The organism is Rahnella variigena (assembly GCF_003610915.1).
Classification (GTDB): domain Bacteria; phylum Pseudomonadota; class Gammaproteobacteria; order Enterobacterales; family Enterobacteriaceae; genus Rahnella; species Rahnella variigena.
Map to the genome: position 1 here is coordinate 395,733 of NZ_NSDJ01000001.1, position 25,283 is coordinate 421,015.

Sequence of the window (25,283 nt, forward strand, 5' to 3'; positions counted from 1 at the left end):
ACCCTGAAACCCTTCCCCTGCTCTCACTTTTTCTTTCCTGCGGCGCCCGGTACCACTTCAGCCGACAGGACATGGAGTTTTCATGCCCCCTGATTTTAACTGGAATTCCATTGATACCGTTTTGCTCGACATGGACGGCACATTGCTGGATCTGGCGTTCGACAGCCAGTTCTGGTTGCAGGATGTACCGTTAGCACTCAGCCAGCAGCGGTCTATTCCGCTTGAAAATGCCCGGCAGATTATTCATGAGGAATATCTGGCGGTGCAGCACACCATGAACTGGTATTGCTTTGATTACTGGAGCGAGCAGCTGGACATGGATATCTATCAGATGACCACAAATATCGGCAAAAATGCGCGATTGCGTGACGATACGCTGCCTTTTCTGACGCATCTTCGTGAAAGCGGGCGTCAGACTATTTTGCTGACCAACGCACATCCGCACAGCCTGTCCGTTAAAATTGAGCATACCGGTTTAGATCAGCACCTTGATTTATTACTTTCCACCCACACATTTGGATATCCGAAGGAAGATCAGCGGTTGTGGTCTGCGGTCCAAAAGCAAACAGGCTTTGATCCTGAACGGACTTTATTTGTCGATGACGGTGAGCCGATCCTGAATGCGGCAAAAACCTTCGGTATCCGCTATTGTCTGGGTATAGAAAATCCGGATTCGACCATGGCAGATAAGTCATTTCAGGACCATCCCTCCATTAATGACTTCCGTAGCCTGTTGCCTTCGATTCACCCCGTAACAGGCCCGGCTAAATAATTCCGGCAGCGTCAGGGGAGAAAGATGAAAGGTAAAAAGGACGACGACGAGAACGCAGTACGTCTCGATAAATGGCTGTGGGCAGCTCGTTTTTATAAGACCCGCGCGCTGGCACGAGAGATGATTGATGGCGGCAAAGTGCATTACAACGGCCAGCGGGGGAAACCCAGCAAGCTGATGGAACTGAATGCCGAAATAACGCTGCGTCAGGGAAATGACACCAAAACGATCACCGTTCTGGGGCTGACTACTCAGCGCCGCAGCGCGGAAGAAGCACAGAAACTGTATCAGGAAACCGACGCAAGCATTGCCAGCCGGGAGAAAATCTCCGAGGCCCGCAAAATGAATGCAATGCCGCATCCGGACAGACGCCCGGATAAAAAGGAACGGCGGACCCTGATCAAATTTAAATATGGCGATTCTGAATAAATCCGCAATCCTTCGGTGAAGGATGAAGGATTTGAGTTCGCTAAACAGAGAGAAAATTATGTCTAATCACGACCAACTGCATCGCTACCTGTTCAATCATCACGCCGTTCGCGGTGAACTGGTCTCGCTCAAAGAAACCTTCCGGGAGATTGTTGCCGGTCATGACTATCCAGCAGAAGTCCGTAATCTGCTGGGCGAAATGTTGGTGGCGACCAGCCTGCTGACCGCGACCCTGAAATTCGACGGCGATATTACCGTGCAGCTGCAGGGCGATGGCCCGCTGAAACTGGCCGTGATTAACGGGAACAACAAACAGGAACTGCGCGGTATTGCGCGTCTGCAAGGTGACATTACCGAAGGCAGTTCTCTGAAAGAGATGATTGGTAACGGCTACATGGTGATCACCATTTCTCCGACCGTCGGTGAACGCTATCAGGGCGTGGTCGGTCTGGAAGGTGAAAACCTGGCGGAATGCCTGGAAAACTACTTCATGCAATCCGAGCAATTGCCAACCCGCATCTTCATCCGTACCGGTGAAGTTGAAGGCCAGCCTGCTGCAGGCGGCATGTTGTTGCAGGTTCTGCCCGCTGAAGATACCGATCCTGAAGAATTCAGTCATCTGGCGCAGCTGACCACCACCATCAAAGCGGAAGAGCTGCTGAACCTTCCGGCTAACGAAGTGCTTTACCGCCTGTATCATCAGGAAGAAGTCACGCTATACGAACCGCAGGAAGTCTGTTTCCGTTGTACCTGCTCGCGTGAACGCTGTGCAGGCGCGCTGCTGACGCTGCCAGATGAAGATATTCTCGAAATGCTGGAAGCGGATGGCAAAATCGAAATGCACTGCGATTATTGCGGCGCAGACTACGAGTTTGACGCGATGGATATGGCGACGCTGAAAGCGGGCGGAGATGTTCACTCCGGAGATGACCAGGTTCACTGATCGTTAACAGTTTAAAATTGAGGGACTTTTCGCCGAAAAGTCCCTTTTTTGTTTCTTTTACATAACCTTTTTGCATACCTTTCGAGTTTTTCATCACAATTCTGGAAAAACATTTACACCTCCCGTTATTCTTTGAGACTTGTCGCGGTTAAAACGCGATAAATACCTACAATAACAACTGATTTATCCCTACCGAGGGATTCAAAGTTCAGTGAGGAGCAGGGAAATGCCTACGACTATCGGGATCACCGCCGAAAAACTCGCCCTTTATGGGATTCATCAGAATAGCGAAATCGTCTATAACCCTGATTACGAAACTCTTTTTAATGAAGAGACGGCGCCGGGTCTCGAAGGCTTTGAGCGCGGGCAAGTGACAGAGCTGGGTGCAGTCAATGTGGATACCGGTATCTTCACCGGTCGTTCGCCGAAAGATAAATACATCGTCCGCGATGACACCACCCGCGATACGCTGTGGTGGTCTGATCAGGGCAAAGGCAAAAATGATAACAAGCCGATGTCACAGGAAACCTGGACGTCACTGAAGGCTCTGGTGAGCAAACAGTTGTCCGGCAAACGTCTGTTTATCATTGATGCTTTCTGCGGCGCAAACGCCGATTCCCGTCTTAAAGTCCGCTTTATTACCGAAGTCGCCTGGCAGGCGCATTTCGTCAAAAACATGTTTATCCGCCCGACCGAAAGCGAACTGGAAAATTTCGAACCTGATTTCATCGTCATGAACGGCGCGAAATGCACCAATCCTGACTGGCAGAAACAGGGGCTGAATTCAGAAAACTTCATCGCCTTCAACCTGACCGAGCGTATCCAGCTGATCGGCGGTTCGTGGTATGGCGGCGAAATGAAGAAAGGCATGTTCGCCGTCATGAATTATCTGCTGCCATTACAAGGCATTGCTTCCATGCACTGTTCGGCTAACGTCGGCGAAAAAGGCGATGTCGCGGTATTTTTCGGGCTTTCAGGCACGGGTAAAACCACGTTGTCGACGGATCCGAAGCGCAAACTTATCGGCGACGATGAACACGGCTGGGACGATGATGGTGTCTTCAATTTTGAAGGCGGTTGCTATGCCAAAACCATCAAACTTAGCAAAGAAGCCGAACCGGAAATCTTCAAAGCCATCAAACGCGACGCGTTACTGGAAAACGTGATGGTCAGTGAAGACGGCAAAATCGACTTTGATGACGGCAGCAAAACCGAGAACACCCGCGTTTCATACCCGATTTACCACATTGAAAATATCGTCAAGCCGGTTTCCAAAGCCGGACACGCCAGCAAAGTAATTTTCCTGACTGCTGATGCGTTTGGTGTCCTGCCGCCAGTTTCGCGCCTGACAGCTTCGCAGACGCAATATCATTTCCTGTCCGGTTTTACGGCCAAACTTGCAGGCACTGAGCGTGGCGTCAATGAACCGACTCCGACATTCTCCGCCTGCTTCGGTGCCGCGTTCCTGATGCTGCACCCGACGCAATACGCAGAAGTATTAGTGAAACGTATGGAAACTGCGGGCGCACAGGCTTATCTGGTGAATACAGGCTGGAATGGCACCGGCAAACGCATCTCGCTGAAGAACACCCGTGCGATTATCAATGCCATCTTAGATGGCACTATTGATGATGCCGAAACGTTCACTCTGCCGATGTTTGACCTGGCCGTTCCGACTACGTTACCGGGCGTCGACACCCATATTTTGGATCCGCGCAATACCTACGCCAGCCGTGAGCAGTGGCAGGAAAAAGCAGAGCATCTCGCGCAATTGTTTATCGATAACTTTGATAAATATACCGACACCCCGGCAGGTGCCGCGTTGGTCAGCGCCGGACCGAAACGGTAATCTGGCAATAATCTCTCATCAGGCGCGGGCTTCCGCGCCTTTTTTATTGCAACCGGCCCGGCAGCATTTCAGAATGACGGCATTGCTGTCAGAGGAACCTCATATGGCGACGATTACCGTACGCAATCTCGATGACGATGTGAAGGAACTGCTGCGTATCGCGGCGGCCAAAAAAGGCCACTCGATGGAAGAAGAAGCACGTCTCATTCTGAAACAGGCGCTCACTCCCACCCAGCCTGACTTTGGCCTCGGTAGCCAGCTCCGCCAGCGTTTTTCATCCGTGATCGCTGAGCCACTGGAACTGCCACCCAAATGATCATTCTTAATACCGCCGTCATTTTTGAGATGATCAATCCCAGGCCACAAAAGAACGTTCTGCAATGGCTGGATGCGCAGGATGCCACACAGCTGTACCTGACCAGCCTGAGCGTAGCGGCACTTTTCACCTGGGCAGATAATCTGCCGGAGAACCAGCCGAAAGCCGCGCTTTCTGAAGCCTTGCTGGAAATGCTGAATCAGGATTTTGCCGGTCGATTACTGTCGTTTGATGCAGCAAGCGCGCTGCATTATCCGCGGATCATGACCTTGTCAGAAGCTGCCAATGTAGTGATGTCAGAGCAGGACAGACAACTGGCGGCTATTTGCCTGAATCATCAGGCGACTCTGGCGACCGAGCATGATGAAGCGTTTGCGCACACAGGTGTCTTATTGGTTAATCCGTGGGATACGGGGAATACGCCGAGATGGCGGGAAGAAGCGGCAGAGTATTATGTGATGAGCAGGAAGAGCTGAATTGTGGATTGCCGCCCACATCGGCCTTAGGTCAAAACCGTGAGCTGCCGCCCACACCGGCCTTAGGTCAAAACCGTGTGCTGCCGCCCACACCGGCCTTAGGTCAAAACCGTGTGCTGCCGCCCACACCGGCCTTAGGTCAAAACCGTGTGCTGCCGCCCACACCGGCCTTAGGTCAAAACCGTGTGCTGCCGCCCACACCGGCCTTAAGGGTGGCTTATCGCCACCACCCTTAAGAATCCCCGGCTCTTTTACTGCGCGCTTCGCTCGCTGGCTATGTTTCATCAGCCGCAGCGACAGGCTGGAAATCTTGCCGCATTGCGGTGCCTTCACTCGGTCCTGAAGCCTCTGGTCTTCAGGCCGCTTCGTTCAGCAAGATTTCTGAATCGCCCGCAGCATTTTAAAAATAAAGAGAGTGAGGTTGTGAAGTCAAAGCCTAGGGCCGGTTCCAAAATACCGCCGGAGGAGAGGCGCAAAACCGTGCGTCTTTTTGCGCGGGTTGTAGCCCGAACGGAGGGCACCGCGCAGCGGCGGAATTTTGCGGCTATCGCATCGCTACCTGAAACATAGCCAGCGAGCGGTAGCGGGGAGTAAAAAGCGGGGAGAGATCCAAGAGAGGGAAAGCACTTCCCTCTCTTGGGCGGTTTCGGCGCAGCGTGATAAGTGATAACCGCAATTGAGAAACCGAAATTTTCTTAGTCTGCTTTTAAAGTCCTAATGCAATTTAAGCCAGGGGGATTATTAAGGCCCCCCTTAATCAAACTGGTTTCTGCTGAACCGCCACCGCTTTCAGCATCTCCACTGGTAACGGCAGATACGCCCGGATCCGTAATCCCCCGCGGTCACTCTTCCCGATATCCAGCGTCCCGGAATGGGCATCAACGATACGCTGAATAATCGCCAGACCGAGGCCGGTTCCGCTGGTGGTTCGGGCGCTTTCACCGCGCACAAACGGCTGGAAAAGATGTTTGAGCTGGTCCGGCGCAATGCCCGGGCCATCATCTTCAACCTGGAACCATGCACGCTGGAGTTCACGACCGCTGCTGACTTTAATCCAGCCATCGCCGTAACGGGCGGCGTTGACCACCATATTCACAACAGCACGCTTAATGGAAAGCGGATGCGCATTCACCAGTAATTCGCCGTCGGCCAGATCTGAATCTATTTCGCGCTCGTAGCCGCTTTCTGTCGCAATCACTTCGCCCAAAATACCGTTAAGATCGGTGATCTCTGTCGGCATTTCCTGGCCAGTGCGCAGATAGTCGATGAACTGCTCGATAATGGCGTTGCACTCTTCGATATCTTTGTTGATCGACTCGGCAAGATAACCATCACCGTCGCTCATCATTTCAGTCGCTAAACGAATGCGTGTCAGCGGTGTTCGCAAATCGTGACTCACACCGGCCATCAGCAAGGTACGGTCATCGGCCAGCAGTTTGACACCTGCTGCCATCTGGTTAAATGCACGCGTCACTGACCGCACTTCCGACGCACCGTATTCACGTAATGGCGGCGGAATAATGCCTTTCCCGACCTGCAATGCCGCGTGCTCCAGTTCGACCAGGGGTCGGTTCTGAATACGGATAAACAGCCACGCGCCACCAATCGCCAGCAACATAATCGCTAACGTATAACGGAACAGCGGAGAGAAATCGCCCTGATGAATCTCAGTAAGCGGAACGCGTACCCAGATGTCAGGCGACAACCAGGTTTTCAGCCACACAACCGGGGTATTTTTATTCACCTCGACGCGGACATCGGTAGGACCACCGAGCTGCTGCGCCATCTGCTGGCTGAGGAATTCGTAATGCTGCGCCCAGCGCAGACCACTCTCCTCGGCTGCAGAGTTGGTATAAAGAGAAATGCCCAGTTCGCGGTAAATTTCGCGACGAAACGCCGGTGGCACAGCCAGCAACGTGCCATCTTCCAGCTGCAACCGGTCGGTCATCAGCATACGCACTTCGTATGCCAGAACCTTATTGAACTGCTGCAGACTGGGAAGAATGGCGAAGTTAAGCACCACCAGATAGGTCGTCACCAGGCTGACGAACAGCAAGGTGACGATTAATAACAGTGTTCGGGCAAACGAGCTACGCGGTGAAAAGCGTATTCGCTTCATGCCTTACTGCCGTCCGGCACAAATACGTAGCCCAGACCCCAAACGGTCTGAATGTAACGCGGATGCGCCGGATCTTCTTCTACCATGCGACGCAGACGGGAAATCTGCACATCGATAGAACGTTCCATCGCACTGTATTCACGACCACGTGCAAGATTCATCAGCTTGTCACGGGACAGCGGCTCACGTGGATGACTCACCAGTGCTTTCAGCACGGCGAACTCACCGCTGGTCAGCGGCATAGGCTCGTCTTCACGGAACATTTCGCGGGTACCGAGGTTCAGTTTGAACTTACCAAATGAAATGACCGCTTCTTCCTGAGAAGGCGCACCTGGCAATTCGTTAGCCTGACGACGCAACACAGCGCGGATACGGGCCAGCAATTCACGCGGGTTAAACGGTTTTGGAATATAGTCGTCGGCACCAATTTCCAGGCCTACGATACGGTCAACTTCTTCGCCTTTAGCGGTGACCATGATGATCGGCATCGGGTTACTTTGACTGCGCAGACGACGGCAGATAGACAAGCCATCTTCGCCCGGCAGCATCAGGTCGAGAACCATCAGATGGAATGACTCACGAGTCAGCAGGCGATCCATTTGTTCGGCATTGGCAACGCTACGCACCTGGAAGCCCTGTTCAGTCAGATAACGTTCCAAAAGTGCGCGAAGGCGCATGTCATCATCGACCACCAGAATCTTGTGATTTTCTTGCATTTAAATCTCCCAAAGGCGTGAATGCCTGAAGCTTGTATTGTCAGAAAAGTCAGCTAAAACAGACAGCGTTTAATGGTATATATTCTAGCCGAAATTGTAACAATGATTATGGATTTCCTAATTTATCAACAATATCAGAGGAATCTTCTGCAAGCGAAGGTTGGTTTGTTACGGTTTGTCCCGCTCTCCGAAATCTGTTCGCCCGTTTCATTGGTCGTTATCTGAGCAGCCCTGCGATAGGTATCAGAAAAATGATCACTTCATTGTGCCTGCGGGAAGAAAACTCTAACGATTATATTTATTCGCTTACTTAATAACAAAGCCATAAGAATAATGTTTTCTTTGGGAAATAGATTATTTACCCGCCAACGGATCATTTTAATGAATTATCTAAATGATAATGATCATTGGCAGTGATGTATCAGACTAAAAATGCATTATCCTTTAAACAGGCTGGCTACCATCTACTATTCAAGGTATAAAACACTTGGTAGAATCCGGCATCTAAAGGTGATGAATTCAATTATTGAACCAGATAACATTATCTTTAGGTCAACCTCCAATTTTTATTTCTGAATGGACGCAAAAAATGAAAACCAAGTTCAAGCTCTTAGCGGGCGGGATATTTTTGGCTATGGCTGCAAATAGCTATGCGATCGATGGTGCTATTAATTTCACAGGCGCAATTGTTGAAGAAGCCTGTGAGATTAATGGTGGGGAAGAACTTAATATACCGTTAGGGACTTATTCAGCAGCACAATTCCAGGAAATTGGTGACCTCTCGCCAAAAATCCCTTTCACCCTGCCACTTGATAACTGCCCAGTCGTTTCAGAGGCGAACCCTACCCCTCACTTCCGGATATGGCTGGAGTCAGATACCGTTGCTGACACCACTGATTTGATTGCACTTGGCAATGATTATGGTGACGCCATGGCGGATGGTGTAGGCATCAGAATCGAAGATGCGGCAACAAATGACATCATGAAAATTAATGGCCTGCCTGACATCATCTACCCAATCCCAGGTAAGGTCATGAATGTGAACCTTCTTGCGTACTATGAGTCGTTCAAATTACCTGGCGATATCACTGCCGGTGCCGCCGACGCCCGCGTGAAAGTCACTCTCGATTACAGATAAGCACCTTTAATCTTGCCCTGCATAAAGTCAACTTTGCAGGGCAATTTATTAAGGGCTAATTCAATTACCGCATGAATATATTGCTACTGTAAGGATTCATATTCGCATGGGTAGAAAAAATCCATATATATTATTTTTAATTATAATTTCATTATTCACGTCACAAATAACTTATGCTGGCGGAATTGTTGTGGGGCGCACCCGCGTTATTTATGACGCAGATAAAAGGGAAGCTACGCTTTCCGTTAAGAATAATGCTGAAAGCAATCCTTTCCTCATACAGTCCTGGGTTGATGCGGGGGAAGAAAAAACACGCGGTCCTTTTATCATCACTCCACCGCTATTTCGTCTGAATGCTCAACAGGAAAGTAACCTGCGTATTTCCTATACCGGCAGCGACCTCCCGACAGACAGAGAGTCAGTTTTCTATATCAATGTTAAAGCGATTCCTTCAACGCCTAAAAATACAAAAAACGAACTTAAACTGGTCGTCAATACGCGGATAAAGCTTTTTTACCGGCCAACAAAACTGCCCGGAAAATCGTTTGAAGCACCGAAGGCGCTCACTTTCGCCAGAAACAACGGTCATCTCGTTATTAAAAATCCGAGCCCCTATCACGTGGTTTTCAGCTCACTCAGCATTGGCTCTACTTTCTTAAAAGATGTGGCAATGATTGCGCCTTTGAGCCAGTTGGACGTTGTACTTCCACCGGGTACCTCAGGAAGCAGTGTGAAATGGGATGCGATTAATGACTATGGCGGAACAACAGCACGCTATGAACAGCCTTTATAACCAGACAAATAAAGCCACACCATAACTCACAGCCATCGCCAAATTACGGCAACTCAGAAGTACGAGAAAACTATGCTCACGGATGAAAAATTTTTACACACGAGCTTGACTGAGGATGTTAAAAAGAACTCAGCGCCGCTCGTGCTTAAACTGGGTAGCCTGCTGGCCAGTACGGCTATTGGATTACTCGCCGCTCAGGCAGCACATGCAGAAGATGTCTATTTCGACCCTCAGTTTATCGAGCGTAAAGCGGGTGACGTTGGGGATGTCGATCTTTCTTTGTTCCAGAGTAATGATCAGGCGCAGCTGCCTGGTGACTATGACACAGCCTTGTATGTAAATAAAAAATTAAAATTACGACATTCAATCAGCTACTTATCCAGACCAGATGGCACACTTGAACCGCAGATTACGCCCAATATCTTGCGGGCACTGGGCGTCAATGTTGATGCTTTTCCGGCATTAAAAAGTCTTCAGCCAGATGCGCCACTGGATTCGCTTGCACAATATATCCCAGCGGCAGACGTCAAATTCGATTTCTACCTCATGCAGCTTAATTTCAGCATTCCGCAGGCAGCGATCCTTCAGAAAGCTGAAGACTATATTGACCCGTCAAAATGGGATGATGGTGCCCCTTCTCTTTTCTCCAATTATTCCTATTCAGGCGGCCAGCGGAGTTATCGAAATGGCAACGATGATTCCAGCCAGTACCTGAATCTGCAAAATGGCTTAAACGTTGGCCCCTGGCGCGTACGCAATTACACCACTTACAGCGACAGCGGAGATGAGAAAAAATGGGACACGATCTCGACCTACGTGGAACGGGACATAAAATCCATCAAATCAAAGTTGCTGCTTGGTGAAAACTCAACCTCAGGGGAAATTCTCAGCAGTGTTCCGTTCTCCGGGGTTCAGCTTTTTTCTGACGATAATATGCTGCCTAACAGCCAGCGCGGTTTCGCCCCCACTATAAGGGGTGTTGCAAACTCCAATGCTGAAGTCACTATCCGGCAAAATGATCACATTATTTATCAGTCGTTTGTCCCTCCGGGCGCCTTTGAGATTAATGACCTTTATCCCTCATCCTACAGCGGAAATCTTGAGATAACGGTGAAAGAAGCTGACGGAACAGAACGCCGGTTTAATCAGCCTTTTTCCGCGATTCCCGTTATGCAACGCCCCGGCCGGTTGAAATACAGTGCAACAGCAGGTGTTTATCGCGCGACAGATAGCAATGAGAAAGAGCCAACCTTTGCTCAGGGTACAGCTATCTATGGTATTTCAAACACCATTACGTCCTACGGGGGCTCAGTGGTATCTGAAGATTACCTCTCAGGACTCATCGGTGTGGGTTATAACCTCCAGTGGCTGGGCGGCATTTCGGCTGATGTTACACATGCCCGTTCCACTCTGGATAATAATCAAACCACCTCAGGCCAGTCATACCGCGTCCAGTATTCGAAAAACATTGAAATGACCGACACGGATTTCAGTCTGGCAAGCTATCGGTATTCAAGTGCGGGCTATTACGATTTTGATGAATCCACACAATATCTTGATGGAGACAATGCTCCGGAACTTGACTATCACAAGCGCAGCAAAATTCAGTTCAATATCAATCAGACATTATGGGAAGGTGCGAGCCTGTATCTGTCAGGATATGAGCAGGACTACTGGAACAATGGCGGCAAGGAAAAGAACCTCTCCGTCGGCTTAAACAACACTCTCTTTGGAGTCAGCTATAACCTGAGCTATTCCTACAGCCAGCTGCAAGATGAAGACAACGATCAACAGATATCCCTGAACCTCCGTATTCCGCTCAGCCGTTGGTTGCCACAAAGTTGGGGTACATACAATGTCTCACACCAGAAAGGCGAGGGAACACGCCATCAGGTTGGGTTAAGCGGAACCGCACTTGACGATCGTCGCCTCAGCTATTCAGTTCAGCAAAGTTATACCGAGCAAGACAATGAGAGCGGGAGCAATCTTTACTCAACTTACCGCTCCTCCTTTGGCAATCTCAACGCAGGTTACAACTACAGCAGAGATTCTCAGCAACTCAGTTACGGCATTGCAGGCGGTATCGTGGCGCATTCCCGGGGAGCCACGCTGTCTCAACCGCTCGGTGATTCCTTTGCATTGATAGATACCAATGGCGCCAGCGGAGCACGTCTGCAAAATTTGCCGGGTGTCAGAACTGACTGGCGTGGTTTCGCTGTCGTCCCGTATCTGACTGCGTATAACGAAAACCGTATCGCAATGGACACCACCACCCTGCCTGACGACGTAGATATCGAAAATACCTCAGCCATTGTGATCCCGAATTCTGGCGCCATGGTAACGGCACATTTTGATGCCCGTGTGGGAGCCCGAATTCTGGTGACACTGGTTCGACCAAACGGTGCCACAGTGCCTTTTGGTGCCATGGCGGCAACTGATAAACAAAGCAATATCGTGGATGAAGGCGGTGTCGTTTACCTGTCGGGTATCCCGTTAGAAAAACAGGTTTTACTTCATGTGAAATGGGGGAATGAAGCCTCTCAGCAATGTCAGGCTCAATTCAACATCTCGGCCTCAACCTCTCAGGTGAATTCGCTGACGGCTCCGTGTATTTAAGGATAATTCATGCACACAACAAAACAGGTTTTGCGCAACCTGACATCGTTAATAAAGCTTACCCTGCTGGGAATGGCCATCAATAGTTTTTCATCCCTTGCACACGCGGGATCAGCGATATGCTCGCCGGAAGATGGCGCTGGCGCGAATTATGAAAATTTTCTTCAGGAAGATATTCCCGCATCTGATAATGAGAGAGGGAAGAAGTATGAAAAAAACATGAATGGTGGGATGCAAAATTACACCATCAGTTGCAATTGTACCGACAGTGATGCCACCAGCAGCGGCGGGGTTTTACTGATGTACACCGTAAAAACCGCCTTGCCTAAGGGAACTGAGCCGGGATATTACAAAATTAACGACCACATTGATGTCAAGGCAATGCTCGATCTGCCTCCGGCAACAGGTATCGCTGTACCGACAACAAAAACACTCGGTGATGCCACGCATCACACCGATGCAAATAATAATGGCGTTTGTGCTCAGCAAAGTACCCGTGCCAGCCTGAATATTGGCTCTCAAGGCTCATTAACTTTTTATATCAGCACACCTTTTATCGGCGAAGTGGACATACCAAGAACCGAGATTGCTGAAGTTTATTTGTCATCGGGCACGGCCATAGTGACCGCCCCTCCGCTTGGTCCGCCTGTTGCCCGCGTCTACATCAGCGGAAAACTGACCGTACCGCAAAGCTGTGAAATCAATAAAGGTGAAACGATTACGGTCAATTTCGGTGCTATCGCCGCCAGTAAATTTATCACTCTAAATCAGCCACCTAAGGGCCATATTCCCACAACATTTAACATTACGTATGACTGCACAGCAAATGGATTGCCTCAGATACCGACCGGCACACAGCTTGCCATGCTGTTGAAAGGTGACGATCTGGCAGATCAATACACGCTGATAGCGAGACGCCGACCTTCTGACAATCTACCCGATATTGGAATTCGCGTTGAAAATGCCGGCGGTACAGCGATACCTTTTGAATCGGGAAATTTACCTATGAATCAAAATGGTATGGGGAATATCTCAATGACGGCTTACCCGATTAATCTGATTGGGGGCAGTCTGGATACCGGTGAATTCAGTGGCATGGCGACCTTGAAAATAGATATCCGATAAGCCCGCCACGTTGTTCAGTTCACAATCTCAATACTCACTAACCGGCTGTCCGCGCGGCCATGATCATCTACCGCGCGGATACGGTATTGCCCGTTATTGATAGGCTGCCAGTCAATGGCGGTTTTACTGGCGGAGCTTCCCAGATAGATATCATCGACAAACCAGTACACCGTTTTACTGTCCGCATCGGTCACCGCATTAAATGAAATCCGGTCACGCCCCTGCTGGGACTGACGCAGCGTATACGTGGTGTTTTTCAGCGGTGACGTGATGCGCGGCGGATTACCACTCACGTCCACGCCCTCATCTTTGCAGTGATTCACCGGCGGTTTCCGCTTTGGTAATCCGGCCTGCGCAAAGACATTGGCCAGGTCCGATGGCCAGAACTCAAACACTTCCGTACGGGTTTCGTCTTCCTCATAAGGCGGGCAGGCGACTTCACCGCTCAGTTTATCGAGACGTACAGGACGGTAAACAGTATCCACTTTGATCGGCGACTTACCGGGAATAAACCAGGTTTTGCCTTTTTGCTGGCACCATGGCGTCGGTAAATTCCCGCTGGCGAGGCAGATATCCACCCGTTTCAGCCCTTTAGGGAAGGGTCGTTTTGGCTCCTGTAATGCAGGATAGCTGGCGGTAATACTGTCGATAATATTGAAGAACAACGGTGCGGCAGCATCGGCACCGACAAAAACGTTATTACCTTTACTGTCGAAATTACCCTCCCAGACCACCAGGACATAAGGGCCGAAAATCCCGACGCTCCACGCATCGCGAAAGCCCCACGAGGTGCCCGTTTTCCAGTAAACCGGCAACGAAGACGGTGCCTGAGCCAGCGTATCCCCCGGACGGCGGTGCTGACGAAGCATATCCAGCGTCATGAAACTGGCTTCTTCACTGAGCAAACGTACGGACGTTGTCTGTTGCGCATCAGTTTTCTGCATCCGCAGTGGTTGCAACACACCGCGGTTCGCCAGTAACGCATACAGTTTTGCCAGCTCCTGCATCGTCACTTCTCCGCCGCCCAGCACCAGCGACAGACCGTAATGGTTTTCACTGGACATATCCGCCACGCCGGAAAGCCGGAGAAACTGATAAAACGTCGGCTGGCGCAGCTGCGATGCAACATACACGGCGGGAATATTACGGCTGAAGTTCAGGGCATCGGTTGCGGTCACCGGACCGAGAAAACGGCGGTCGAAATTTTCCGGCGCATAAGCACCAAAAGCAGAAGGCACGTCTTTGAGAATAGTCATCGGATGCAACACCCCCTGCTCCATTCCCAGTGCGTAAATAAACGGTTTGAGCGCCGAGCCCGGTGAGCGTTTCGCGTTGGTGCCGTTTACCTGTCCCTGAATATCGCGGTTGTAGTAATCGGCGGATCCCACCAGCGATCGCACCCCCATGTCCCGGGTATCGACCAGCAAAACAGCCGCATTATGAATGCCGCGACTTTCATTGCGGGTGATAAACGCATTGACCTGCCGCTCAATCAGCCGCTGCAAGCCGGCGTCAATCGTGGTGTCTGTCCGGGTGTCTGTACCGGCAAGGTGCTGATTCTGCTGACGAAGCTGTTCAATTAAATGCGGTGCAATATAGGGCATCTGCTCCGGCTGACGCAGCGCCAGCGGCAATCTGAACAAAGAGATCTGGCTGCTGTCAGTTTCATAATGTGCCTGCCAGCGCTGGAAAAGCCGGTTACGCGCCTGCGTCAGCGCCGCGCCCAAGATACCGGTCTTAGGGTCAATACGATAACTCGGTGATTGTGGCAAAACCGCCAGCGTCAGCGCTTCGGGTAACGTCAGGTCTTTCGGCGCTTTGTTGAAATAGATCAGACTGGCTGCGCCGATACTCTCAATGTTACGGCCATAAGGCGCGGCGTTCAGATAGGCTTCGAGAATGTCATGTTTGGAGTAACTCAGTTCAAGTTGTACCGCACGCAGAACCTGCATGATTTTGCCCGCCGGCGTGCGGGTATTCAGATGCCAGTGCATACGCGCCAGCTGCATGGTGATGGTTGAACCGCCCTGCATTTTCCCGCCTGTCACATAACTGCGCCAGAAGCCACGCATCAGGCTGAACGGATTGAAGCCAGGATTGTAGTAAAAACTGCGATCTTCATGCAGCAGAAGCCCTTTCACCGCCAGCGGAGAAACCTGTTCCAGCGGCGTCCACAATCGGTAACGGTCATCGTTAGCCAGCGTGATGCGCATCAGAATGCCCTGCCGGTCGTAATAGGCGGAGGAAAAAGGCTGTCCCTGAGAAAGTGGCGGATGGGGCCAGAGCCGGCATGCCAGTACGATCAGCGCCAGTAAAAAAACGGCCATTGCGATATTTTGCAGCAGCCGTTTAGTGGATTTAGAAAACGCGGAAAAGGAAATCATCTTGCTACTCAGAACAGGTTACGCCCCGCCGTTAACGACGGGGCGACTGCGTTTTGTTATTTTTTAGCAACAGCCGCTTCGTCAGCCGGCACGACCACCAGTTTTTTATCACTGACGGAAAGCGCCTGAACGTCGCGGTCATACATTGCTTCACCGTAAGCTGGCGGGATCACAAAACTGCCGGTGTTGGTGGCTTTGATCTGATACACAAACTCCTGCACATCGGTGCTTGCGCTGCCGTAGATCACCACTCTGTCTTCACGAATATCACTGTAATCCGGTGCCCATGTTGAACCCGATGCCGCCAGCGGTGACTGCCAGGAGGCCGACGCTTCTGCATCACTGTTTTCATCACTGCTGTCAGACTCCGGCTCCGGTGGCGTTTGCTGAACCACTTCAAAACCGCCCGGCAGCAAATCGACAATCGCCAGATTGTCCTGTCCTTCCTGCGAATTAGCGCGGACTTTCAGATGCACATTGATCTTCTGCCCCAGTGTCACCTGAGTGACCGCATTGCCTTTTTCATCCGTGTAATCGCGGGTGATTTCCAGACCACGTGAAATGGCTTTCTTCGGCGCAGACAGGTCATAACCGGCCTGTGTCACCACGTACCAGGCGGGCGCATCGTTGCCGTTTTCAATACGAAGCGCCTGTGCATCGGCGGTGAAATTCGCTTTAGCAAACAACCCCTGAACCTGTGAAATCTGCTGCGGTTGCACATTTTTGGTTTTGCTTAACTGGGTGATTTTCAGCGCATCCGGTGCCGTTGCCTGCGCCGCCACCTCGGCGGAATAACTCTCCAGCGCCAGAATGCTCATCGCAGAGGAATACGTCGTATAACGTTCCTCTTTCAGCGCTTTGACCATATTCTCCAGCACCTGCGGCGGAATAGCGGAGACTTTTTCCGGGAAGTGACGGGTGATCAGATACAGCCGCGTCGCGTCCTGCACCAGCGGATCAAAGTAACTTTGCGTCCACCAGGCTTTGTCATACGCCTTGCTCAGTTGCTTCCAGGTTGGCTGCAACAGCGTATTCGCTTCATCATCCATTTTCAGCAGACGATAAGACGACGCCAGATACATCGCACTCAGATCGGTTTTCCAGGTGTCCGGATAACGCTGCTGCAAGGTGTCTTGTACCGAGGCCAGCGAACTGGTGGTGATTTCACCCTGACGCGTCAGCAGATACACCGCCCATGCGCGCAGACGTAGCGTATATAAATCATCATTCTGATTCGCTGCCAGTTCGCGCAGTGCCGAATTGGCCTCCTCCAGCATACCGGCTGGCAATGCAACGCCCGCGGCTTTGGCTTCCAGCAGATATTGCACCACGTAAGGCGTGACGAACGGATCGGTTTGCGGCGACGAACGCCACAGGCCAATCGCGCCGCTGTCATTCTGACGTGAACGCAGCACTCCCAGCATATCTTTCAGCTGCTTACTGCTTTCCGCCTGACTTTGTTCACCTTTCATTTCAGGATGAAGAGTGCCGAGGATCAGCGGGACCGAGCGGCTGACAATCTGTTCAGAACAGTAATAAGGATAATCAGCCAGATACTGTGACAGCCCGCGGGTCAGCACCAGCGGCGAGTTAGACACTGCTGCTGTGCGCACCGCGTAGGCGTCAAACATCTGACGCAGATTATCGACGTTCTGACTGCTGCCGCTCATGCGTCCCATCACTGACTGCGTGCGGAACGGCATTGCCGGACGCACTGAGGTACTGATGGTCCGGCGGCTGACTTTATCGCCATACGTCGCGTCAAACACCAGCGGCGCATCGCCCGGCAAGGCTTTGGCGCGCAGACGGAAGTTAATCACACCTTCACGTTTTTCGGCCAGCGACAGGCTCTGTTCGGCTTTACCCACCACTTCCAGCTGTGGTGGCACACTCAGGTGAATCGCGACCGGAATGCTTTTACCGTTCAGCCCTTCAAGGTTATTGCTGACTCCCACGCTGACGTCAAACTCATCACCCGGTGCCACCATTGACGGCACGTTCGGCGTCATAATGAAGTTGTCGCGCACGGTCGCAGACGTCTGCGCTTTACCGATTTTGTCCGGCGTCACGGAAATCGCCATCACGCGGATTTTACCGTTGAAGTAATCCGGTACCTGATAATCGAACTGCTTCCTGCCGTTGACTTCGGTAATCCCTGACCAGTAAGCCACAGGCTTATCACGCTTGCGTTTGAATGGATTGACGTTCAGATCCAGCCCTTCACCCGCGTCACCGCCCGGGGCAGCCGCAAGCTGCATCAGTTTGCTGAACTCCGGTAGAATAAGATCCAGGATTTGTGAGCTTTCCACGCCCAGTTCGCGTTTGCGGAAGAAGTATTCCAGCGGATCTTTCAGGCGATAACGTGCCACCTGCAAAATCCCCTCATCAACAGCAAACAGCGCCACCTGTTGCGGGCCGTCAGTTGTCACCGTCATGGCCAGATTTTCGCCAGGTTTAATCACTTCAGGCGCTTCGACTTCAAGAGTATTCTGGCGCGCTTTGGTGCTGATTTTGAACGGCATCACGCCGTAGCTCAGCGGGCTCATAAAGATTTCATCGGAATTCACATCACGCACAAACTGCACGTTGATGTATCCGTTCCCTTCCATACCCGCAGGCACGCGGATTTTCTGCACAGAACTGGTGGTATCAGTATGGAACCACTGCCAGCTGTAGACTTTGTCTTTCTCGATGGTGATCAGCCCGCTGCCGGTGTAAGGCGCGTTAACAGCCACTTCGATTTCCTCACCCGGCTGGTATTGCGCCTGATTGAGTTTCAGTTTCAGCTCGGCATTTCTGTCCAGCGAACGGCTCAGGTTGGCGTTACCGGCCACAGTGTAGCCAATACGGTTCAGCACGTTGCCCTTGACATCTTCCACCACCAGCACGAAATCACCCGGTTTATCCGTCGCCAGCGTCAGGTTATTGCCCTGCGCCGTCAGCGACAGAGGCTGTTCCGACAGCTGTACTTCTTTCATTTTCGACTGATATTTGTAAACGCCGGAATCCTGTTTGGTCAGCACAGAGATATATTTCTGCTCGACGAGCGCGACTTTCAGATCCGGTAACGCAATCTTATTCAGCGAAGGATCGACCGCAATCACGTTCAGGTGACGGACCGCGTTATGGGTGATGTATCCCAAATCACCGTCAGCTTTTACCCCAATCAGATAGTCATAAGGTGACACCAGCACCCGCGCCGTTGCGGCCACCGAACGCCCGCCACCGGCCACGAACGCCTCGGAAAGCAGTTGCAGCTGATAGGTCGCGTCAGCGTAAGATTTCAGATCCAGCGGAATAGTCGCCGTACCTTTTTCATCGGTTGTGCGGTCTTCCAGTTCCGTTTCGAAACCGTCGCTGTTCTGGCGGTTCTCGTAGAATGCGTAATCCGGGAACTGATCGAAGCTCGGATACATCGGGCGCAGCGTCAGTTTCGAGGTCACACGGCGGTCCTGCGCTGGCGTACCAAACAGGTTCTGCACGTCGATATTGGCCTGCAGTTCTGACGGTTTCACCCAGCCTTGTTTACGCTCCGGCGTCAGTTGCAGTTTCACCTTCAGCTGATCCGGCTCGAATTCTTTAACGTTTACCGAGGTATGGCCCAGCAAGGTGGAAGACTCGTTGTCTTTGCCGATCAGATACAAATAGACGTTCCATTCACCGGTCGGAGAATTATCGTCAGTGGTATAACTCAGCTCATTGAAACCGCTGGCACCCAGCGTCAGCGGGATGGTACTCATCAGCTTGTCGCGCGGATCATGGATTTCGGCACGCACCGGTACACCAGCCAGTCCGTTGCTCCAGTCGGCGGCGCGGGTGATCAGACCGATATTGAAGGTATCGCCCGGACGATAAACGCCGCGATCGGAGAACAGATAACTGCTCAGCGTACGCGGGTCGTTCGGGGTAATTTCACCATCGACCTCAAAACGGGAGAAATCGAGGCCGCGGTCGTTATTTCTGTCAGCAGGCAGGAAGGACACATCGCCTTCTTTTTCGACCAGGAACATCACCGGCTGGCGCTCACTGGTATAGACGTCCAGCGCAGGGAAACGCACGTGGCCGTCGTCACCGGTGATTTGGGTCAGCAACGTCACACCGTTTTTAGCGATGACAGAGACTTTTGCGTTTGCCACCGGCGTGCCACTGTGAATCGACTGCACAAACACATCACGGGTTTTATCCTGCGAACGCTTGGCAATAATCCCCAAATCGGTGACCACGACAAAGCGCGAATCCCCAACCGGCGCTTCATCCCCGCTCTGATCTTCGTCCTGATAGATATTGCCGTCATCATCCGCTTCGGGTTTCACTTCTTTCTTCTTCGGATCCCATTCCGACAGCGTCAGCAGGAAAACGCCGCGATGTGATGTCGGATCGGTGGAGAGATAACGCGAGAGGTCGACGCCCTGATAATTCACTTCACCCGGCTTATCGTTGTTTACCGCGGTCTGGTATTTAAAGTGCTCGGTAAAATACTCGTCATTGAGTCGGTTAAATTCCGCCGAAGAATACTGGCGACTTTTGAACGACACGATGTGTTGCAGCTGGTCTGGGATCACCCGTTTGATATCCAGACGCATGCCCGGCACGTTGCGTGCCGCGACGCTGATTTGCTTGTCACCGTTGACCGACAGCAGTGAGCCTTGCGACATAAATTGCAGGGATTTTGGATAATCAGGCACCGCGACGATGCGGTACACTTTTTCCGGCATTTTGTAGCCACCGGAAGAAGTCAGAATATTGTCGATTTCCACCAGCATGGCGCGGTGTGCTGGCGCATCAAATCGGAAACTGAACTGTGGCTGATAATCACTTTCGGCGTCATTCAGCTGAATGTTCAGCGGCGTAGACTGCGCGAGGACGTTATTTTCCACGCTGTCGACTTCCCAGCTGGCGTAATCATCCGGGCCTTTGGCTTCATCCTGATCGTTTGGATTGTGCTGTGGCAGTAACCAGACTTTGACCGCCTGGCGGATATCTTTGTTTTTGACCGCATCGCTGAAGCCGACGATCAGCGCACGCTGACCTTTCGCGCCGTCGGCATCCACCACCTGCGCGCTGGCTTCGTTAACCATCAGGCTGTAAAGCGTCGGCACAGACACCACGCCATTTCGTGCCTGTGTGGTCGGTGCAGAAGGGACGGACGCTTTCACGCCTTCGCCAATGGTCACCCGCACGGAACCGCCGTGGTCGAGCGATTTCAGCGGTTCGGAATGCACCCAGGCATTGAGTTTCTTCTGGTCGTAGACCACGGAATAATTGAGTTTCGACTCAGTTTTGGCTTTGCCTTCGGTCAGGCCAAGCGAAATCTGTTTTTCAAAACTGGTGACATCCACCGGCGCGTTGAACTTAACGTTAAAAATCGCGCTGCGTTTTTGCGGGTCTTGCGGATCCTGATAGTACTCGGCTTGCCCCAGCTGATAACCGAACGCCGGAGCGGTGAATTCATAACGGGTTTTCGCCAGCTTGATTTGCGGCGCGAGCAGGACGTCAGGCGAGAAATTCACTTCATATTGGGTGCCCATCGGCAGCGGATTTTTCGGGGTGAAGACTAAGGTGTAGCCGCTCACCCATTTCCACTCACCTTCGGCGGCCGGTTTCAGGGCTATCCCTTTTTCGACCACTTTGCCCACGTCGGTAATTGGCGCGACGGAGTTACGGAAATTGAAAATCGCCTGCTGCGGTGCAGGTTTTTGCGCCGCGTAATTAATGGCTTCGGGGCCGCTGATGCGCACGCTGGTATCCTGATAAACCATCGGCGCCGGTTCGATCGGCTGCGGCCGGTTGAGCCACCAGTGCCAGCCATAAACGCCCGCACCCGCGGCGCACAGCAAAACCAGAATCGCCAGACTGATGGCTTTGGGGTACTTATCTACTCCGCCTTCAAGACGCGCAAAACCACGCTTAAGCCAGCCGGACATTGCCGTCCACCAGACAGGCGCACGCCAGTCGATATTGCCGACAATCGGTTTAAAAATGCGGCCCAGCAGACCCAATACAAAGGCCAGCACGCGCAGGATGCCTTTTATCAATGTAAAAGGCAGACGAAGTAAGAATTTTAATAAATCCATTTGTACCTGTACCCCAATCCCTGTAGACGGTTAAACGCGAGAGATATTTTTATTTAATTCATTATATTACGTGAAATATCTGAAGGTAAAAAAACGTAAGAAGCAGCACAGAAGGATAATAGCTCTCTGGCTAAAAAGCCATCATATAAAGCGTAGCAGTGAGTCAGACTTTTCGGTCAATTTGTGCGCTGTCAGGAAAGCGATTGTGTGAAACAATGGCGGCAGATTTCTGTGCAGGAAAACAGTGAGAAAGTGACAGGTAATATGAAAACGAAACTGATTACCCGTGAAGGCTACGACAAGCTCAAAACTGAGCTCGATTTCCTGTGGCGTGAAGAGCGCCCGGAAGTGACCAAAAAAGTGACCTGGGCCGCAAGCCTGGGCGATCGCAGCGAGAATGCCGATTATCAGTACAACAAGAAACGGCTGCGCGAAATCGACCGCCGTATCCGCTATCTGACCAAATGTCTGGAACAGCTGCGCATCGTCGATTATTCGCCGCAGCAGGACGGCAAAGTGTTCTTTGGCGCCTGGGTGGAAGTCGAAAACGACGACGGCGACATCAAGCGTTTTCGCATTGTCGGCTATGACGAAATTTTTGGCCGCAAAGACTACATTTCTATCGATTCCCCGATGGCACGCGCCCTGCTGAAAAAAGAAGTCGGCGACAGTCTGGTGGTGACCACGCCAGCCGGCGACGCGACCTGGTACGTCAATGAGATTGACTACGGGAAATGATCAGCTAACTCTCAAAACGCGCAGACGGGCGGCCTGATGACTGGCATTTTCGGTCTTCAAACCGTATAACTGTGCCCTGCTTTTTTAACGAATAAAACTGATACCAGACCTATGAATGATCAACTGAGCCGCATTATCGCAAGTGAATTGCAGGTTCGCCCGGAGCAGGTTGCTTCCGTGGTGCGTCTGCTGGATGAAGGTAATACCGTGCCGTTTATTGCGCGGTATCGTAAGGAAGTCACCGGTGGGTTGGATGATACCCAACTGCGTCAGTTGGACACCCGTCTGGGTTATTTACGTGAGCTGGAAGACCGCCGCCAGACTATCCTCAAGTCCATCGAAGAACAGGGCAAACTGAGCGACGATTTAGCGAAAGCCATTAAAACCACGCTGAGCAAAACCGAGCTGGAAGACCTGTATCTGCCGTTCAAACCGAAGCGCCGCACGCGCGGGCAAATCGCTATCGAGGCGGGGCTGGAACCGCTGGCAGAATTGTTGTGGAACGATCCGCAAAACGAACCTGAAACCGCCGCCGCGAAGTTTATTGATGCGGATAAAGGCGTCGCCGACACCAAAGCAGCGCTGGATGGCGCACGCTACATTCTGATGGAGCGTTTCGCTGAAGATGCGTCGCTGCTGGCGAAAGTTCGTGATTACCTGTGGAAAAACGCCCATCTGACCTCCCGCATGGTCGAGGGTAAAGAGCAGGAAGGCGCGAAATTCCGCGACTACTTCGATCACCATGAACCGATTTCTCAGGTGCCTTCTCACCGTGCGCTGGCGATGTTCCGTGGCCGCAATGAAGGTATCCTGCAGCTGGCGCTGAATGCCGATCCGCAGCATGACGAGCCGCCGAAAGAAAGTTATGCCGAACAAATTATCATCGACCATCTGGGTCTGCGCCTGAACAACGCGCCAGCCGACGTCTGGCGCCGTGCCGTGGTCAACTGGACATGGCGCATCAAAGTGCTGCTGCACCTTGAAACCGAGCTGATGGGCACCGTGCGCGAACGCGCTGAAGATGAAGCGATTAACGTATTCGCCCGCAACATGCATGATTTACTGATGGCTGCGCCAGCGGGTATGCGCGCAACCATGGGCCTGGATCCGGGTTTACGTACCGGTGTTAAAGTCGCCGTTGTGGATAACACCGGCAAACTGGTGGATATCGATACCGTTTATCCCCACACCGGCCAGGCTGTAAAAGCCGCACAACAGGTTGCCGCGCTGTGCATCAAACATAATGTCGAACTGGTCGCTATCGGTAACGGTACCGCTTCCCGCGAAACCGAGCGCTTCTTCCTCGAACTGCAAAAACAGTTCCCGGCGGTCAAAGCGCAGAAAGTGATCGTCAGTGAAGCCGGTGCGTCGGTGTATTCCGCTTCCGAGCTGGCGGCGCTGGAATTCCCGGATCTGGATGTTTCGATTCGTGGTGCCGTTTCCATTGCGCGTCGTCTGCAAGATCCGCTGGCTGAACTGGTGAAAATCGACCCGAAATCCATCGGAGTCGGCCAGTATCAGCATGACGTCAGCCAGTCTCAGCTGGCGAAAAAACTCGATACCGTCGTCGAAGACTGCGTGAACGCAGTGGGTGTGGATCTGAATACCGCGTCCGTTCCGCTGCTGACCCGCGTGGCTGGTCTGACGCGCATGATGGCGCAGAATATCGTTAACTGGCGCGACGAAAACGGTCAGTTCCGTAACCGCGAACAGCTGCTGAAAGTCAGCCGTTTGGGGCCAAAAGCCTTCGAGCAATGTGCAGGCTTCCTGCGTATCAATCACGGCGACAACCCGCTTGATGCCTCAACGGTTCACCCGGAAACCTATCCGGTGGTCGAACGCATTCTGGCAGCGACGCAACTGGCGCTGAAAGAACTGATGGGCGATTCGAATGTGCTGCGCGGCCTGAAAGCCAGTGAATTCACTGACGAACAGTTCGGCGTGCCGACTGTTACTGACATCATCAAAGAGCTGGAAAAGCCGGGGCACGATCCGCGTCCTGAGTTTAAGACCGCGACCTTTGCCGATGGTGTGGAAACCATGAATGACCTGATGCCGGGCATGATCCTTGAAGGTTCTGTCACCAACGTCACCAACTTCGGGGCATTCGTGGATATCGGCGTACATCAGGATGGTCTGGTTCACATCTCATCACTGGCGAATAAATTCGTTGAAGATCCGCATACCGTGGTGAAAGCTGGCGATATCGTCAAAGTCAAAGTGATGGAAGTCGATCTGCAACGTAAACGTATCGCGCTGACCATGCGTCTGGATGAGCAACCGGGCGAAGCACCGGCACGCCGTTCTTCCGCGCCAGCGTCAGATTCGCGTGACAATCAGAAACGCCATACACCAAACAAACCTGCGGGACGCAATGCCGCACCGGCGGGCAATAATGCGATGGCCGATGCTCTGGCTGCCGCTCTCGGCAAAAAACGCTAATTTCTCGTTTTTTCCTGCAAAACGGAAGCCGCTGATATTCAGCGGCTTTTTTTATGTGTCTTTTTTCGACACTTTTTAAAGTCTCTCCTATTGAATCAATCACTGAGGTAAATCAATAAATCCTCACTGTTGCAGGCTTAGGATAGCGACGCGGTGGAGATTCCCGTGAAGAGGCCCCCCTCTTTTATTTTGTCTCCACACGCGTACTAATTATGATAACTATTCTCGTTTGTACTTCTTTGCGTATTCAGTACGCCGTCAGCCTCAGGCTGGCAATTTCGCACCAGGGACAATTTCTGAGCAATATTTCACGAGCAGTGAAATCAACGGGCACGGAAGCGCGGCGTCACCTT

Annotated in this window: 16 protein-coding genes; 12 read left to right on the top strand and 4 right to left on the bottom strand. The window is 51.9% G+C overall.

The genetic code is table 11. From position 1 onward, the window contains the following. The first annotated feature begins 82 nt into the window (after nt 1-82). The 6 genes from yrfG (at nt 83) to CKQ54_RS01990 (ending at nt 4,785) form a co-directional block, all read left to right on the top strand. Nucleotides 83-772, top strand: a complete 690-nt coding sequence (yrfG, locus tag CKQ54_RS01965; protein ID WP_120162605.1) for a GMP/IMP nucleotidase — start codon at nt 83-85, stop codon at nt 770-772. A 24-nt stretch (nt 773-796) separates the two neighbouring features. Beyond that, complete coding sequence (gene hslR, locus CKQ54_RS01970) at nt 797-1,201, top strand: ribosome-associated heat shock protein Hsp15 (protein WP_120162606.1); 405 nt, start codon at nt 797-799, stop codon at nt 1,199-1,201. 58 nt (nt 1,202-1,259) lie between these two features. Next, nucleotides 1,260-2,144, top strand: coding sequence for an Hsp33 family molecular chaperone HslO (gene hslO, locus CKQ54_RS01975; RefSeq protein WP_095923811.1), 885 nt, complete (start codon nt 1,260-1,262; stop codon nt 2,142-2,144). A gap of 226 nt (nt 2,145-2,370) precedes the next feature. After that, nucleotides 2,371-3,993 (top strand): phosphoenolpyruvate carboxykinase (ATP), encoded by a 1,623-nt coding sequence (pckA, locus tag CKQ54_RS01980; RefSeq protein ID WP_120162607.1) that lies wholly within the window; start codon nt 2,371-2,373, stop codon nt 3,991-3,993. Between the two features lie 103 nt (nt 3,994-4,096). After that, nucleotides 4,097-4,309, top strand: coding sequence for a FitA-like ribbon-helix-helix domain-containing protein (locus tag CKQ54_RS01985; RefSeq protein ID WP_120162608.1), 213 nt, complete (start codon nt 4,097-4,099; stop codon nt 4,307-4,309). Then, nucleotides 4,306-4,785, top strand: a complete 480-nt coding sequence (locus CKQ54_RS01990) for a PIN domain-containing protein (RefSeq protein ID WP_120162609.1) — start codon at nt 4,306-4,308, stop codon at nt 4,783-4,785. Before CKQ54_RS01985 ends, CKQ54_RS01990 begins: the two co-directional genes overlap by 4 nt. A 757-nt stretch (nt 4,786-5,542) precedes the next feature. On the opposite strand, the gene envZ is transcribed toward CKQ54_RS01990, so the two are convergent. Together envZ and ompR are read right to left on the bottom strand one after the other, a co-directional pair. After that, on the bottom strand, nt 5,543-6,904 hold the full coding sequence (envZ, locus tag CKQ54_RS02005) for a two-component system sensor histidine kinase EnvZ (RefSeq protein WP_112288648.1): 1,362 nt from the start codon (nt 6,902-6,904) through the stop codon (nt 5,543-5,545). Continuing rightward, the gene (gene ompR / locus CKQ54_RS02010) at nt 6,901-7,620 is read right to left on the bottom strand and encodes an osmolarity response regulator transcription factor OmpR (protein WP_009635740.1); all 720 of its coding nucleotides are present in this window, start codon (nt 7,618-7,620) and stop codon (nt 6,901-6,903) included. The genes envZ and ompR overlap by 4 nt, the downstream gene beginning before the upstream one ends. A gap of 589 nt (nt 7,621-8,209) precedes the next feature. On the opposite strand from ompR, the gene CKQ54_RS02015 reads away from it, so the two are divergent. From CKQ54_RS02015 to CKQ54_RS02030, 4 genes are all read left to right on the top strand, one after another. Continuing rightward, the gene (locus tag CKQ54_RS02015; RefSeq protein WP_120162612.1) at nt 8,210-8,758 is read left to right on the top strand and encodes a fimbrial protein; all 549 of its coding nucleotides are present in this window, start codon (nt 8,210-8,212) and stop codon (nt 8,756-8,758) included. A gap of 106 nt (nt 8,759-8,864) precedes the next feature. After that, nucleotides 8,865-9,551 carry a fimbrial biogenesis chaperone gene (locus CKQ54_RS02020; RefSeq protein WP_120162613.1) on the top strand — a complete coding sequence of 229 codons (687 nt, stop codon included), beginning with the start codon at nt 8,865-8,867 and terminating at the stop codon, nt 9,549-9,551. 72 nt (nt 9,552-9,623) lie between these two features. Then, nucleotides 9,624-12,167, top strand: coding sequence for a fimbria/pilus outer membrane usher protein (locus CKQ54_RS02025; RefSeq protein WP_120162614.1), 2,544 nt, complete (start codon nt 9,624-9,626; stop codon nt 12,165-12,167). A gap of 9 nt (nt 12,168-12,176) precedes the next feature. Further along, nucleotides 12,177-13,292 carry a fimbrial protein gene (locus tag CKQ54_RS02030; protein ID WP_120162615.1) on the top strand — a complete coding sequence of 372 codons (1,116 nt, stop codon included), beginning with the start codon at nt 12,177-12,179 and terminating at the stop codon, nt 13,290-13,292. A gap of 14 nt (nt 13,293-13,306) precedes the next feature. Here the strand turns inward: CKQ54_RS02030 and pbpC are convergent, their stop codons facing one another. Together pbpC and CKQ54_RS02040 are read right to left on the bottom strand one after the other, a co-directional pair. Then, on the bottom strand, nt 13,307-15,676 hold the full coding sequence (gene pbpC, locus CKQ54_RS02035) for a penicillin-binding protein 1C (RefSeq protein ID WP_120162616.1): 2,370 nt from the start codon (nt 15,674-15,676) through the stop codon (nt 13,307-13,309). Between the two features lie 56 nt (nt 15,677-15,732). Then, complete coding sequence (locus CKQ54_RS02040; protein ID WP_120162617.1) at nt 15,733-21,750, bottom strand: alpha-2-macroglobulin family protein; 6,018 nt, start codon at nt 21,748-21,750, stop codon at nt 15,733-15,735. A 264-nt stretch (nt 21,751-22,014) separates the two neighbouring features. Between CKQ54_RS02040 and greB the strand changes: the two genes are divergently transcribed. Together greB and CKQ54_RS02050 are read left to right on the top strand one after the other, a co-directional pair. Next, nucleotides 22,015-22,488: a transcription elongation factor GreB gene (greB, locus tag CKQ54_RS02045; RefSeq protein WP_113877248.1), complete on the top strand. Its 474-nt coding sequence runs from the start codon at nt 22,015-22,017 to the stop codon at nt 22,486-22,488. A 111-nt stretch (nt 22,489-22,599) separates the two neighbouring features. Continuing rightward, nucleotides 22,600-24,930: a Tex family protein gene (locus CKQ54_RS02050; protein WP_120162618.1), complete on the top strand. Its 2,331-nt coding sequence runs from the start codon at nt 22,600-22,602 to the stop codon at nt 24,928-24,930. Nucleotides 24,931-25,283: the final 353 nt, after the last annotated feature.

Excerpts from the sequence above, each read along its gene's own strand:
- yrfG (WP_120162605.1), top strand. The coding sequence starts at position 83 with ATGCCCCCTGATTTTAACTGGAATTCCATTGATACCGTTTTGCTCGAC.
- hslR (WP_120162606.1), top strand. The coding sequence starts at position 797 with ATGAAAGGTAAAAAGGACGACGACGAGAACGCAGTACGTCTCGATAAA.
- hslO (WP_095923811.1), top strand. The coding sequence starts at position 1,260 with ATGTCTAATCACGACCAACTGCATCGCTACCTGTTCAATCATCACGCC.
- pckA (WP_120162607.1), top strand. The coding sequence starts at position 2,371 with ATGCCTACGACTATCGGGATCACCGCCGAAAAACTCGCCCTTTATGGG.
- CKQ54_RS01985 (WP_120162608.1), top strand. The coding sequence starts at position 4,097 with ATGGCGACGATTACCGTACGCAATCTCGATGACGATGTGAAGGAACTG.
- CKQ54_RS01990 (WP_120162609.1), top strand. The coding sequence starts at position 4,306 with ATGATCATTCTTAATACCGCCGTCATTTTTGAGATGATCAATCCCAGG.
- envZ (WP_112288648.1), bottom strand. The coding sequence starts at position 6,904 with ATGAAGCGAATACGCTTTTCACCGCGTAGCTCGTTTGCCCGAACACTG.
- ompR (WP_009635740.1), bottom strand. The coding sequence starts at position 7,620 with ATGCAAGAAAATCACAAGATTCTGGTGGTCGATGATGACATGCGCCTT.
- CKQ54_RS02015 (WP_120162612.1), top strand. The coding sequence starts at position 8,210 with ATGAAAACCAAGTTCAAGCTCTTAGCGGGCGGGATATTTTTGGCTATG.
- CKQ54_RS02020 (WP_120162613.1), top strand. The coding sequence starts at position 8,865 with ATGGGTAGAAAAAATCCATATATATTATTTTTAATTATAATTTCATTA.
- CKQ54_RS02025 (WP_120162614.1), top strand. The coding sequence starts at position 9,624 with ATGCTCACGGATGAAAAATTTTTACACACGAGCTTGACTGAGGATGTT.
- CKQ54_RS02030 (WP_120162615.1), top strand. The coding sequence starts at position 12,177 with ATGCACACAACAAAACAGGTTTTGCGCAACCTGACATCGTTAATAAAG.
- pbpC (WP_120162616.1), bottom strand. The coding sequence starts at position 15,676 with ATGATTTCCTTTTCCGCGTTTTCTAAATCCACTAAACGGCTGCTGCAA.
- CKQ54_RS02040 (WP_120162617.1), bottom strand. The coding sequence starts at position 21,750 with ATGGATTTATTAAAATTCTTACTTCGTCTGCCTTTTACATTGATAAAA.
- greB (WP_113877248.1), top strand. The coding sequence starts at position 22,015 with ATGAAAACGAAACTGATTACCCGTGAAGGCTACGACAAGCTCAAAACT.
- CKQ54_RS02050 (WP_120162618.1), top strand. The coding sequence starts at position 22,600 with ATGAATGATCAACTGAGCCGCATTATCGCAAGTGAATTGCAGGTTCGC.